Source organism: Lysinibacillus sp. ZYM-1, assembly GCF_001308875.1.
In the GTDB taxonomy this organism is placed as follows: domain Bacteria; phylum Bacillota; class Bacilli; order Bacillales_A; family Planococcaceae; genus Lysinibacillus.
Map to the genome: position 1 here is coordinate 26,425 of NZ_KQ465128.1, position 12,929 is coordinate 39,353.

The 12,929-nt window shown below is 37.8% G+C and carries 15 protein-coding genes, 1 pseudogene and 1 riboswitch; of the genes and pseudogenes, 8 read left to right on the top strand and 8 right to left on the bottom strand.

Features of this window, described 5'->3' with window-relative positions; translation table 11 throughout:
• Positions 1-96 precede the first annotated feature (96 nt).
• Positions 97-606, top strand: a complete 510-nt coding sequence (locus AO843_RS16870) for an HAD hydrolase-like protein (RefSeq protein ID WP_231630185.1) — start codon at positions 97-99, stop codon at positions 604-606.
• Positions 607-1,170: 564 nt separating this feature from the next.
• On the opposite strand, the gene AO843_RS16875 is transcribed toward AO843_RS16870, so the two are convergent.
• The gene (locus AO843_RS16875) at positions 1,171-2,193 is read right to left on the bottom strand and encodes an MBL fold metallo-hydrolase (RefSeq protein ID WP_054612258.1); all 1,023 of its coding nucleotides are present in this window, start codon (positions 2,191-2,193) and stop codon (positions 1,171-1,173) included.
• A gap of 164 nt (positions 2,194-2,357) precedes the next feature.
• On the opposite strand from AO843_RS16875, the gene AO843_RS25195 reads away from it, so the two are divergent.
• From AO843_RS25195 to AO843_RS16890, 4 genes and pseudogenes are all read left to right on the top strand, one after another.
• Positions 2,358-2,753: a hypothetical protein gene (locus tag AO843_RS25195; RefSeq protein ID WP_231630186.1), complete on the top strand. Its 396-nt coding sequence runs from the start codon at positions 2,358-2,360 to the stop codon at positions 2,751-2,753.
• A gap of 39 nt (positions 2,754-2,792) precedes the next feature.
• Positions 2,793-3,368, top strand: a pseudogene (locus AO843_RS25200) (fumarylacetoacetate hydrolase family protein); the annotation flags it as partial.
• A 93-nt stretch (positions 3,369-3,461) separates the two neighbouring features.
• Positions 3,462-4,043 carry a TetR/AcrR family transcriptional regulator gene (locus AO843_RS16885; protein WP_054612259.1) on the top strand — a complete coding sequence of 194 codons (582 nt, stop codon included), beginning with the start codon at positions 3,462-3,464 and terminating at the stop codon, positions 4,041-4,043.
• 270 nt (positions 4,044-4,313) lie between these two features.
• Positions 4,314-4,520, top strand: coding sequence for a hypothetical protein (locus tag AO843_RS16890; protein WP_054612260.1), 207 nt, complete (start codon positions 4,314-4,316; stop codon positions 4,518-4,520).
• 443 nt (positions 4,521-4,963) lie between these two features.
• Here AO843_RS16890 and AO843_RS16900 read toward each other — a convergent pair whose 3' ends face one another.
• The 6 genes from AO843_RS16900 to AO843_RS16925 all read right to left on the bottom strand — a co-directional run bounded on the left by AO843_RS16900 (position 4,964) and on the right by AO843_RS16925 (position 9,667).
• The gene (locus AO843_RS16900; RefSeq protein ID WP_054612262.1) at positions 4,964-5,596 is read right to left on the bottom strand and encodes a response regulator transcription factor; all 633 of its coding nucleotides are present in this window, start codon (positions 5,594-5,596) and stop codon (positions 4,964-4,966) included.
• Complete coding sequence (locus AO843_RS16905) at positions 5,571-6,611, bottom strand: sensor histidine kinase (protein WP_054612263.1); 1,041 nt, start codon at positions 6,609-6,611, stop codon at positions 5,571-5,573. The genes AO843_RS16900 and AO843_RS16905 overlap by 26 nt, the downstream gene beginning before the upstream one ends.
• A complete protein-coding gene (gene liaF / locus AO843_RS16910; RefSeq protein ID WP_054612264.1) occupies positions 6,608-7,291 on the bottom strand; it encodes a cell wall-active antibiotics response protein LiaF in 684 nt (227 codons plus the stop codon). Before liaF ends, AO843_RS16905 begins: the two co-directional genes overlap by 4 nt.
• Before the next feature lie 63 nt (positions 7,292-7,354).
• Positions 7,355-8,470 carry an alpha/beta fold hydrolase gene (locus AO843_RS16915; protein WP_054612265.1) on the bottom strand — a complete coding sequence of 372 codons (1,116 nt, stop codon included), beginning with the start codon at positions 8,468-8,470 and terminating at the stop codon, positions 7,355-7,357.
• A gap of 186 nt (positions 8,471-8,656) precedes the next feature.
• Positions 8,657-9,295 carry a PspA/IM30 family protein gene (locus tag AO843_RS16920; RefSeq protein ID WP_054612266.1) on the bottom strand — a complete coding sequence of 213 codons (639 nt, stop codon included), beginning with the start codon at positions 9,293-9,295 and terminating at the stop codon, positions 8,657-8,659.
• Between the two features lie 15 nt (positions 9,296-9,310).
• Complete coding sequence (locus tag AO843_RS16925) at positions 9,311-9,667, bottom strand: lmo0954 family membrane protein (protein WP_054612267.1); 357 nt, start codon at positions 9,665-9,667, stop codon at positions 9,311-9,313.
• Positions 9,668-10,010: 343 nt separating this feature from the next.
• On the opposite strand from AO843_RS16925, the gene sirA reads away from it, so the two are divergent.
• The 3 genes from sirA to AO843_RS16940 all read left to right on the top strand — a co-directional run bounded on the left by sirA (position 10,011) and on the right by AO843_RS16940 (position 11,815).
• Entirely contained in the window at positions 10,011-10,436 is a 426-nt protein-coding gene (gene sirA / locus AO843_RS16930) for a sporulation inhibitor of replication protein SirA (protein ID WP_054612268.1), read from the top strand.
• A gap of 98 nt (positions 10,437-10,534) precedes the next feature.
• A complete protein-coding gene (locus AO843_RS16935; RefSeq protein WP_004232154.1) occupies positions 10,535-10,753 on the top strand; it encodes a YneF family protein in 219 nt (72 codons plus the stop codon).
• Positions 10,754-10,953: 200 nt separating this feature from the next.
• A riboswitch (cyclic di-AMP (ydaO/yuaA leader) is annotated at positions 10,954-11,099 on the bottom strand.
• Between the two features lie 245 nt (positions 11,100-11,344).
• Entirely contained in the window at positions 11,345-11,815 is a 471-nt protein-coding gene (locus tag AO843_RS16940) for an S-ribosylhomocysteine lyase (RefSeq protein ID WP_054612269.1), read from the top strand.
• A gap of 53 nt (positions 11,816-11,868) precedes the next feature.
• On the opposite strand, the gene AO843_RS16945 is transcribed toward AO843_RS16940, so the two are convergent.
• Positions 11,869-12,840 (bottom strand): alpha/beta hydrolase, encoded by a 972-nt coding sequence (locus AO843_RS16945; protein ID WP_054612305.1) that lies wholly within the window; start codon positions 12,838-12,840, stop codon positions 11,869-11,871.
• Between the last annotated feature and the right edge of the window lie 89 nt (positions 12,841-12,929).

A 12,929-nucleotide genomic window follows, 5' to 3' on the forward strand; every position in this document is an offset into this window, starting at 1 on the left:
AAGATCTCCTTTTTACAATTATTAACGTATATAATAAAAAAAGGTTCTTTTTCAATCGTATAAAAGAATGGTGAGTATATAAAGAACTATAGCGTTGTGTTGTTTGATTTGGATGGAACACTATCTGACCCGAAAATAGGCATAACGAAATCAGTACATTACGCATTGCAAAAGGCTGGCATCATAGAGAGTGAATTAAATGAGCTTGAGACTTTAGGACCGCCGTTAGCAGTATCTTTTCGTGAAATTTATGGCTTTAATGATGCACAGATAGAGCAAGCAATAATAGATTATCGGGAACGTTTCACAGAAAAAGTGATGTTTGAAAATAAACTGTACCACCATATTCCAGCGTTGTTAGCAAATTTAAGGCAAAGGGGATACTTACTTGCCATTGCCACATCAAAGCCAACAGTATTTGCTGAACAAATATTGCAATACTTTCAGATAGAAACATTTTTCGACCTAGTAGTAGGCAGTCATTTAGATGGTTCCCGTTCTGCTAAAGGGAAGATTATGAAGAAATGCACTGCATTTTTTTATCCAAGAACATTTGAACCTGACTTTCACCTTTTGCGACATCCAGAACTACAACTGGATTCATAAATTATCTCCTCCTTATAAAGTGGATTGACCAGTAACCTCTATCTACCTTGTCATTCATATCTTCGCCTGTTATACGCCAACCAGCCTAATCATGTGTTAACAAGTAGAGGGCGAACAGTTTAGTTGGCGGGATCAAGTCCCACGGGCAGGTCCGTTCTACTCCGGATACTATCAATCTATAAATTGAATAAAAAATAGTCAACCAGATTTTCCGGTTGACCTTTTAAAACGACGGCGCAGGATAGTTGAAGAATAAAATGTAATTTACATTAATTATACGAAGTCAAATCAAGTGGGAGATGTCGAATTTAAACTTAATAACACCTATAATTTATGATGTAATTATAACTATTAACTATTTAGAAAGGAGAAGTTAAAATTGATCTAAAATACAACGACCAGCTGGCATGAAATAAAGCTTTACCGTCATTATGTTTCCACCTCTCCATTTAGTTTCGAATAAAACAATACGAAAGTTTTCATTGTTTCAACGATTCACTGCGGAGATGGCCATTACGGCCATCTCCAGACGTACGAATCCAATAGCCTCTGCAGATGCATACGCTATTCTTGCCATACGCTCATAGGGTCCCATGGCTTGATTCGATCTCCATATTTCTCGGATAAAAAAGCTTTCATGTCTTCCAGTTTTGTAGGAACCTCATTCCAATTTGGAAGAGATGGCAACCCCCGTTTGCTTTTTAAGAGGATATCCACCGTAATATACAAACGTTCTGGCTGAATCCAATGAAGGAAGCGAGAAATATTGATTTCCTTAGTCAAGGACAAGGAATCAATCTCGTCATTGTAATGCTTGTTGAACTCACTGATCAAGTTCAGGAGGTAGTCTCTCTGTTCCTTCACGAAGTCCAGGCCGCATATGGCGCCATGTCCTGGAACAACGATTTCAGGTTTAATGTCATCGATAATGCGATCAAGTACTTTAATCCAGTTGAGGGTTCCTTCTTCACTGTATGCCGTACAACCGTTAAACACGACATCGCCGGCGAACAGCACTTTTTCTTTTGGCATCCACAACAGCAAGTCACTGTCAGAGTGGGCCGGAGCCACATTGTAAATCATAACTTCAGTTTCGCCAAGACGTATGTTGATATCGTCCTTTATCTCAATATTCGGATGCACCCATTCTACGCCCTCCAGGTCGAATCCTTCAAATTCCGCTGCAAAAAACTTCTCGCCTTGAGTCGATTCCGGAGAATTCTTCCCTCTTTTGATGACGCTATCCATCCATGCGATATTTTCGGTAAGACGCTCCCTGGCCGCTTGCTTGTGCATAATAATACAGGCTTCTTCAAACACTTTGTTCCCCCAGGTATGGTCGCTGTTATAGTGCGAGTTCACCACATAGGCGGGAGAGCCGCCATTGCTTACTTCCTTAAAAGCATCTCGCATTTCTCGCGCATGGAACAAATCGAAGAACGTGTCATACACCAGACCTTCACCTTTGTTGATAAACCCGGCATTGGCCCAACTGATACCACGATACGGCGAAATACCGGCAAAGACGCCATCTGCGACTTCAAAAAATTTAACCCGAGGTTTTTGGATAATACTTCTATACTTCATAATAATTCTCCTTTGCGTATATGTTTTTTTGTTAGTCACACTGACTACATCTTTATTATAGAGAATGGAAAATAAAAAGCAAGCGAGCACTTGCGTGCATTCACTCTGTGTAATATGATAATAACTGAACAACATCACACTACATGGATGGAGGCGCTATAAACATGAAACTGGTAACCTTTCACATCAAAACTTCGAAGGAACCTTTGTTTGGGCTTGTCATTAACGAGATATTTGTCGTGTCTTTTGCCGCAATCATGAAAAAGCAGGGGACATTCGTTGACAGTCTACAAAGTATGGACAGCTATTTACAACATTTGCCGGCAAGCCATGCTGCCGCTAAGGAACAGATGCAATATGCTGTTAGACAGCCGCATCAATTCAATGAAAATGAAATCTGTCCAATTGCAGCGGTAAAACTGTTGCCGCCGATTCTGAACCCGGCTGCGCTTATTGATTTCGGGTTGACGCCAAGACATCTGAGAAATGCTGGCGTAAATCTGCTGCAAAGAGAATACACAGGGGCGGAAAGAGAAGAGTTCAAACGAAAAATTGCCTAAAAATTTCAGCAGGAACCGAATAAAGTAACTTTCAGTTATTACAAGTGTAACCATAATGCATTGATTGGCGATGGGGCTACAATTCATTGGCCATCGTACTCTTCTTACCTGGATATCGAACCGGAGCTGGCCTTTGTTACAGGGAAAGGGAACTGCATTGCTGGTTATGTTATTTTTAACGACAGTACTGCTCGCGATGTGCAGTGGCCTGATTTTCAGGCGTTGACCGGACCAACGCGGTGCAAAGATTTTGATTACAGCAAAGGAATAGGACCATTTCTGGTTACACCGGATGAAATTGATAACCCGCTGGCACTGGATGTGGATGTACGCATCGGAGAGAGACTGCACTGGAAGGGAAGCACATCCGAGTATTCCGCGCACCCTGCAAAAGTGATGGAGGAGGTTCTCAAAGTTTTCACGCCGCTCCCAGGTACGATTAAAGGAATGGGGACGATACAAGATTGCTGCGCAATGGAGACCGAACAATGGCTGTTACCCGCTGACCGAATCCAGATTACGTTGGATAAATTAGGAACGCTCACGCAATTGGTGCCTGATCATGTCAAGATTACGGAAGCAAGTCGCTGGGAAAAAAGAAGCGATTTACCTTAAATAAACGTTTACGAAGATGATGAATCCCGAACCCTATTGCATATGTATAACTTGTAGTATAATAGGTTTAACATATGCAAAAGGAGTAATACAATGCATACTTCAGACAGAATCATTGAAGCCGCGACACGGCTCATAAAAAAGAATGGCTATCGGGGAGTAAGCACCAAAGCCATTGCAGCGGAAGCTACAGTCAATGAATCTACTATTTTCCGGCATTTTGGAAGCAAGCAAGGCATACTAGAAGCCATCATTGAAAGGCATTCGGATATCCCGCAATTTGAGAAGCTGTTAATGGAGGAAGCGACCGATAATCCGGAAGTTGATCTGCTGAATGTAAGCCAGCAGTACCGCTTGTTTTTCCATAAAAATGCGGATATTATTTTGATTGGCATCCGCGAAAAAGGAATATTTCCTGAATTAGACAGAGTGCTGGCCGAGCCGCCGGTGAAGCTGCACTCTTTGCTGGTTGAATATTTTGAACGATTGCAGAAGAAAAAAATCATAGCCAGACAGGATGCGCGTCTTGCCGCCATGTCTTTTCTCTCGACGTGCTACGGCTTTCAGATGAGCGAGCTGATTCACCAGCAATATCAGTCCCAACTCGTCACCGAGGAAGAGTTCTACAAGTACATTGTCTCATCGTTTGTTAAAGGAATATTGTCTCAGTCATAAAAAGCCTGTAGTCTGCAAACATTGCCGATGCAGGCTTTTTCAGCATATGAACAACGATGCAGTCGCATTCAATAATGCTCTACGAGCCAGCGGTGGTGGCGCAATCTTAGTATTGAAGAAAAAAGAACTGCACTGTATAAGTATATTAATAGCCAAGAGTATCCACAGCTTAAATTAAGTGATGTAACTAAACAAATTGGATTTAAAAGCAATGAATCATTAAGATCGGTTTTTCCAGATGAATGTCGATTAATAAGCGCCAGATATAAAGTGTATAAAACAAAAGAAAAATTAGAACAAGTAAAAAAAGTAAAACAGCAAATTAGTGATTGTGTTTTTAAAGCTTTTGAAGAAGGAAAAGTCCTTAATAAGGGTTACATTCAAAGCAAAGTTAAAATAGGGAGGCAATTAATGAATCCTGAAATTAGGGATTACGTAAAGAAAATTCTAGAAGTTAGTCATAAAGACTTTCAATAAAAATATTAAAAAAATGTATAATGGTACCGGTTTTGATGCGAATTATTCTTAGTAAATCACTTGTGGGATATATACCGAAAGGAAAGCGAACTCTAAAACCTGAAAGAATAGAACAATTAGCACAAATAATGAACACAACTACTAAAAAACTTATGCAACCAGAAGTTGTAAAGAAAGATAAACTAACAGTAAATATAAGAGGGGAATTAACTAATCGTCGCTCTCGTAGAGAGCTCGATTCTTTACTGTTTGCAATTAATGATTACACTGGACTAAAAGTGCAGATGAGAGAACGTGGACAGAAAGAACGCAGTAGAATTAATAGCTGAAGCATTTACTACGGGAACATCCTACATATATAGTTGATCATGTAAATGATCTTCTAAAATATCTCTAAAATGATGAAAAAACTGCATAGGAACATGCAGTTTTTTATGTAGAGTTTATTTAGCAAGACCGTTCTGGAATGCATAGACAACGGCTTGAGTGCGATCCTGAACTTCAAGCTTTGCTAGAATATTGCTGACATGAGTTTTCACCGTTTTTAAGGCAATATATAGCTCGTCGGCGATTTCCTGATTGGCTTTGCCCTTTGCCATTAGCAATAATACTTCCATCTCACGATCAGTAAGTTGCTCGTAAAGTGCTGTACTATTACCATGGCGCATACGGTGCATCATTTTTGAAGTGACTTCTGGCTCCAAAACGGTTTCGCCACTCATTGTTTTACGAATTGCATCTGCAATTTGTTTAGCATTTGATGTTTTTAAGATATAACTGACTGCACCTGCCTCTAAAGCAGGGTAGACTTTGTCATCATCTAAAAAACTAGTTACCATCATGATTTTTGCCTCAGGCCATACTGCTAAAATTTCTGCTGTTGCCTCAGCACCAGTCATAATGGGCATGACATTATCCATTAAAATAATATCTGGTCTTAGGGCAAGGGCACGCTCAACAGCTTCTTGCCCGTTTTCAGCCTCACCGACAACAGTTATATCTGGCTGAGCGGATAAGTATGCTGAAACACCGATTCGCACCATTTCATGATCATCCACTATGAGCACTTGAATCATCGTCATTAACCTCCTCCTTATGTAGTGGAATTTTAACCTCTACAATTGTTCCTTCTTCAGGCACTGACACAATTTTGTATGTGCAGCCAATTTCAACTGCTCGTTCAGCAATATTTTGCAAGCCGTACGAAGTAGATTTATCTGCCTCAACATCAAAGCCTAAACCATTATCTTGAATTCGTAAAATGGCTAAGTCATCGCGTGCAACAAGCAACAATTCTACTTCACTTGCTTTAGCATGTCGAAGTGTATTGGAGAGAGCCTCCTGGGCAATGCGGAAAAGATGATCTTCTTCTGCTTTAGTTAATGCCATTTCTTCTAGCTCATATTCAATATGGAAGTAAACTTTTTGCTGAAGCTCAATAATTAATTCCTCTAAGCCTTGCGCAAGCGTTTTATTGCGGAGTGCAACAGGTCGTAAGTGTAACAGTAATGCACGCATTTCGAGCTGTGCTTGTTGAACAATTTTTTCCACTTGTTTTAGGCTAGTCGCATTTTCGTCATTTTCAGTCAAAGCCGAGAGCAACATGGAGGCAGCAAACAATTGCTGTGACACAGAATCATGTAATTCTCTAGCTAGTCGTTGACGTTCCGCAATGATTCGCTCTTGAATAATCTTGTCATGAGCTTCTGCACGTTCATTGGACAAGCGCTGTAAACTTTTACGTTGTGTATCTATTAATTCACTTGTTTGAACAAGTGCTTTTTTTAATGGTTTCGGAAGGGCTTGCTTTTTAGGAAGTACAAAATCAGGCTCGATTAATTGCTTTACAATACGCGTTGCTTGAACCTCTCTGGCACGAGCGGTCATACTGATCCAGCTGGCAAAGAGGAAGCTCAGAGCAAAAAGGCTGACAATAATAATCCCGCCAAGAGGAAAATTATTATAATTCTGTAGCCATAAAGGCTCCCATGTTTTCTTGTCAGGATTTCCCCATACGCCAACAAGTAACCCGAATGTAGCACTCATTAAAATGAAAAATAAGGTAAATAATCTTGAGATAAAGGCAATCATTTACGTAGCACCTCCAAATCTCCAAGCCATGTTGCAACATGAATAATTAATATGCGTTTTGCATCCTCAGGATTTCCATCAGAGAAGCTAACACTTTCGTTTAATATACGTTGTGGGCCAACATGTAAGCAGCTAAGCTCACCAAATAGTGTAGTATAGTGTAAACGGAATGGTATTTCATAGGGAACATAGATTTGAACTTTACCGATACCTTGTCGAATAGTAATAAGACTAGTGCCAGCCGGTAAAATCGTTTGAGTCGTATCAATTGTAATATCTCCGGCAAGACGCTGAATTTGCACATCTTGCCATTTGTATGCCTCTGTAGGTGCGGGCATTGTACCAATTAAATCATTTTTAGTGGTAGATAGTTTTTTAAAAAGCTCTGCACCAACTACTTTTGGTTCATTTTCTCGTTGTAAGTATTGATAAAGCATATATAAGAGCATAACAACGATGAATAAACGAAGGCTCCACATCGTGAATAAAGCAATCGCAATGAAAAAAATACCAGTCCATTTAAAAAAGCGAACTTTCTTAGAAAAACTTAAATAAAGAAGTACTGCCCCAATCAATAAACAGAAGGCGCCACCATTATTAAAAATTGTAAGCTCCACAAAGACGAGTAAAAAGAAGCATAGTACCCAAAATGTGAGCTTATTTGTTGTGAAATTTTGCAAGAGGGTCACCCTTCTTTCTAAAAATTGATGTGAGAAGCCGAACTTCTCTAACTAGTTACAGCTTTAGTAATTTTCAAGCATTTTTTTTAATGTGTCATTTATTAAAGTGAAATCAAGTTTGTTTGGATAGTGGGCAGAATATTGCAATGTAATAAACTCCTTGCCATTTGGCGCATCTAAAATCTCGTAATATTGCTTTGATAATTCATAATTTGTCTGTTTATCATATTTTCCCTGAATAATGTATACAGGAATATCAATACTTTGTACAGTTTCAAAAAAATTAGTAAGAATAATTTCCTTTTTTAATTGTTTGCTTTTGATAAGACTAAATTGGGGTCCAGAAATAAATGCTTTATAAATATCTTGCAAAGAATAATCCGGAGAAGTAAAAGCCCCTTTAATTAAATCAAAAAGATTAACCTTTTCTATGGTATCATCAAAATAATTCATTCCTTTATATTGATTGATCAGATGGCTAAATTGATCTTCATTTTCTTCAAGATATGGTCCCTTACCTAAATTCTTCAAAATTCTGAGAGTTTTCTCATCGTTAATAGCTTGGGCTTCCTTTCTTATCCAATCATAACCAAGTTCCTGCCCCTTTATCGTATTCGTCAATTGTGAAATGCCTAAATAAGCATGAAACTTTTCAGGATACTGAGCTATTAAGTGTGTACCAATTACTGTTCCAAATGATTGACCAATGACAAAGATCTTTTCTTGTTGGTATTGTACTCTGATATAATCGACGATACGATTAGCATCTTCGGTGAATTGAGTTAGGTTCATTGTTTGCATTGATAAGTTTTTATTATAACTTTTACCAGAACCACGTTGATCATAAAATACAGCTACGCAGTTCTCAGTTATTTCTGGAAACAATGTTCTAGCACTTACACCATAAGGAAACGGTGCACCGGGACCACCGTGGAGGAATAAACAAAACGGTTTTTCTTTATCTTGCCCTTCCACTAATATAAATTGTTTATCCCCATTGACTGTTATTTCTTTTAACTCACTAATACCTCCATTTTCTATAATGGCAGCACTTTGTTGTTTTATTTGCTGTTGCACTATGAAACGATAACTTAATAAACTAAGTGTAAGTATTATAAGAAAAATTAAAGCAAATAGGCATATTTTAATCATATGATGGAACCACTTTCTATTTTTCATCTTAGTAAATTCCTTTATCCAGTAATGAAAAGAAACTATTATACCAAAGGATATGAAGGATGAAGTATGTGAAAAATCTGATGCATAGAAAACTTTCATACTGATGAATTGACATCCTTCTGTTTTTCTTCAAAGAAATGGGATGCTTCCTTAGAGGCATCCCTTATTTCTTTATATTATACCATGTTATTTATTTTCAATTAGTAGTGGTGAGCTGTCTTCTGCTGCTTTTTTTTCTAATTCAGCGAATCTTGCTTCAAATGTAGTGACTTCATGGTCTTTGTCGATTTGGTAAGCCAATTTGTCAATATAAGCTTCTAGATCTTCGAAATTTGCTTCATTGTTTTTGGCAATCATACCGTCCATTTGATGGTGGGCACGTGTTACATTTTCTTTGCCCATTAACTGTAATTGACGAACTTTCATGTCTTTAATTTTGTGTTTCATTGTTTCGAATTTACGCTCTAGCTCGAAGTATTCGCGTGTACTTGCTTCAATACTCGCTTGTAATGTATGGTTGCGGACTGTGTAAGCTGTGACTTCATCCGTGGCGAAATCAATTAAATCTTGCTCACCACTAGTTTGAGCTAACGTCAGTTGGGATTCACGTTTAGCCAGTAATTCAGCGTTTTGCTTATATTCTTGCTCTAGTTTTTCTTTTAATTGCCCTTGTCGCTCAAGTAATTTACCTGTTTGTTCTGTTTGTTTTTCTGCTTCGCGAATGTATTGATTTAACATCGCAATTGGATTTTTTTGTTCCTTTTTATCAAATAATTGATGTAAGTCTGCCTCTACTGTATATCTAAAACGTTGAAATAAATTCATTTAAGTTCGCTCCTTTTATTTTGTTAAATTTGACCATTCTTTTTCAAAGTTTGTAAACGGATCTTCTTCTTTTTTCCCTTCGATTGTAGGGATTTTTACATCTTCGCCATTCCATTTTTTATAGATGACGTAGATAATAGCGATTGCTGCAAGACCAATCATTGCAGGAATGTTGGATACCGCTGATAGGACACCGATTAGTCCAACTGTAAACCAGAAGATTTTACCGAATGTTGACTTGCTTCCCATGTAGAAATGCATCCCCAGTGCTACAAATAATCCAGAGAATAGTAAGCCTGCCAATGGTCCAATTAAGGCAAGTGCAACACATGCTGCAATGACGCCTCCAGTTAATAGAAGAAATTTTTTCATATGTTTTAGCTCCTTTCGTTTGTACCTTTATGTTACCTATTTACAACATTGTCTAAAACGGACTCGAAATTGATTTTCTACTAGGTCTTGAGGCTGAGAACTATCTAGGCTGCAACAAAAAGTGGGTTTTTGACGTGCTTAAAGAGTGCATATTGCTTGTTTTCGATGAAAAATATCGGTTCTATTCTAGCGCTAAATATTATCTGCCATAAAGTAGTTTTTAGAACCTAAACTAGAAGCTTTTCGACAAAAATAGAAGATGAATCCTTCCTTCGTTTGACAAATTAACATGATGGGATGAGCTATACTTATTAAAAAGAAACTGAGCGAAGGAGGATTTCTGGTGAGAACCTATTCCATATATAAGATAAAAGAAGAGCATTTAACGTTTATTTTTGGCAGAGAACGAAAGTTATTAGAGATGATGCAAGGCTGTGAAGACGCCAATGAGAAATCCTTAAAAGAGCTTGCGTATATATGTGAAGCAGTTCGTTTTGATGAAATTGCAGCAATGTTGGAGCATCAACTTGATTCCAAATATGCACATTTAGAAAGAGCTCGTAATGCTTTGTTTTTAGAACATCCGATAAAGGGTAAGATGGCTATTTATTTGGTCGATCGTAAGATTTGTGTTTATTGTGAAGGTTCGCGAATGCTAGATTTAGATTTATTTCAGATGCTTGCTAAAATGAGTGAACGATTCATTGCTTTTAATAAACAAGATAATGAGTGTGGGTGGTTGAAACCGATGAAGTATACAATGCACTAGGAAATTTCACTACAATATATAGTAACACGCTGTCATTTGGTGTATAATGGAGCGTGGAGAGTTTTTCTCGGTATATTGTAGTGGAGGAGGTTGGTTGTATGCCTACATGGGGCTGGATTATTATCGTAATTATCGCATTAGCAGCGGGAGCGGCACTTGGTTTCTATTTCGCTCGTCAAGCTATGATGAAATATTTAAAAGAAAACCCACCTATTAATGAGCAAATGATTCGTATGATGATGGCACAAATGGGTCGTACGCCGTCTGAAAAGCAAGTACGTCAAATGATGGCACAAATGAATAAATTCCAAAAATAATTGGAATTTTTAAGGAGCAGCTGGTTAAGGTAACTGGTTGCTTTTTTCATGGAATCATGAAAGGGGATGTCTCAATCATTTTTGAGACATCCCTTTATCTTTAGTTGTGAGAAACGTTTAACCAGCTCATTGTACTATGTTCAAATGCTGCTCCATTTTGAACTACTTAAAGATACACTTTTTCTCGTGTTACAAGCCCATTTCCTTCTCATATAACGCTTATGAGGTTAGCTGTCGGATTCGAGCCATTTAGTAGCCCTACCTAAAAAGGATTCATCTCGTGGATTTTATTGACAACCGTAAAAATGTGGTTTCCCCTATCAACTGGATTCAGCGATTTAGAAATTTGAAACTGACTAAGAGATTACAATCCGACTATACATAAGTAAATCCATATAATTCCTTAACAAAAGGGTGTAAAGATTTTTTACAACAGTAAAGGAACGAAAATAATTTTTTCAAATGAAGGAAACTCTAATAGTTAAAAATTCTCTATAAAAATATAAAAAATCTAGCAATTTAAAATATTTGCACTAATTTTGATAAAACTAGCTATAATAAGTAGTATTGATAGAAAAGGAGCTGTTAGAAATGGAGCGCGAAAAGACAAATGTTGAAAGTTTTGATTTAGACCATACCAAAGTAAAAGCCCCATATGTTCGTTTAGCGGGAGTTAAAACAGGGAAAAACGGCGATGAAGTGTACAAATACGATATTCGCTTTAAGCAACCTAACAAAGAGCATATGGAAATGCCTGCTTTGCATTCATTAGAACATTTATCTGCTGATATCATTCGTAATTACTCTGATCATATTGTTGATTTCAGTCCGATGGGTTGCCAAACAGGCTTCTATGTATCACTTATTAACCATAATGAATATGAGGACCTATTAACAATATTAGAAAAAACATTTACTGATGTAACAAAGGCAACAGCAGTGCCTGCATGCAATGAGGTACAATGTGGATGGGCTGCGAGCCATAGCTTAAAAGGAGCACAAGTATTAGCGAAAGAATTTTTAGAGAAACGAGATGAATGGCATATCGTTTTTGAAGAATAAATCTATTAGAAAAACCTTGCTTCAAACATGTCAGCAAGGTTTTTTTATTTGTGTTAAAAATGGAATGGAATGACATTGGAAGAGGACGAATCTCGATTTATTTTTTGGTAAATAAAACTTTCTAAAAAATCATGAATTAAATCTTCATATTCATCCATATTTTCATTAAAGGATTGGGCATGTGCACCTGTATCAAAAAGCTTTAATTTTTTGGGACCTACTTTTTTATTGTATAAATCTAGGGACATGGACGCAGGAATAAATGTATCTGTTATACTATGGATAAAAAGCACAGGTTTTTCAATATGGGTCACTGCTTCAGCGGGTGTCACACTTTTGAAAGAGTAGCCGTCCCGGAGGCGAACAAAGAAATCGGCAAAACGAATGGGGATAATAGAGCCATATTTAAATTCTGTTTTAGCAATTTGCTTGAGCAGCATGGAAAAATCGGAGAACGCACAATCTGAAATATAAAAATCAGCACCATCTTCTACCGTACCCGCATAAAGTAACATTGTTGCCGCACCCATGGATTCACCATGGATACCAAGTAGAGCATCTTCACCAATCATGGCTTTCACTGTCTTGACCACAGCGTCAAGATCATTTTTTTCGTAGTAGCCATAGCTGGTTGTTTTGCCACCAGATTCCCCATGACGACGATGGTCAAAGATGACTGAATTATAGCCAAGCCTTTCAAATAGTCGAGCATATTTTACGGAATTTATTTTATTTTCGGTAACGCCGTGACATATGATGATGGTGTTATTGGTTTGCAGGGGCTGAAACATAATTCCACGAAGCGTATAGCCATTAGGAGAATCAATATTGAGTTCACATTTCAGGTTTTGATTGTACCAAGCTTCGTCAAAGCGTTTTGCTGTCGTTTCACGTTCACGAATAAATTCTGGATCCTTTTGCTGAATATACATTAATTTATTGGAAAGCGCAAAGCCGAACAGACCAGTAGCTGCAGCGGCAAGCGTTGTTGTAATACCTGAGAATAAAAGCATCTTCTTCTTCATCATAAAACACCTCCACATGCTGTTTCTTATTTGTAATGTTCCCAACTAAGATTGTTTAAAACACGTCAACATTTTACAATAACTTTGGC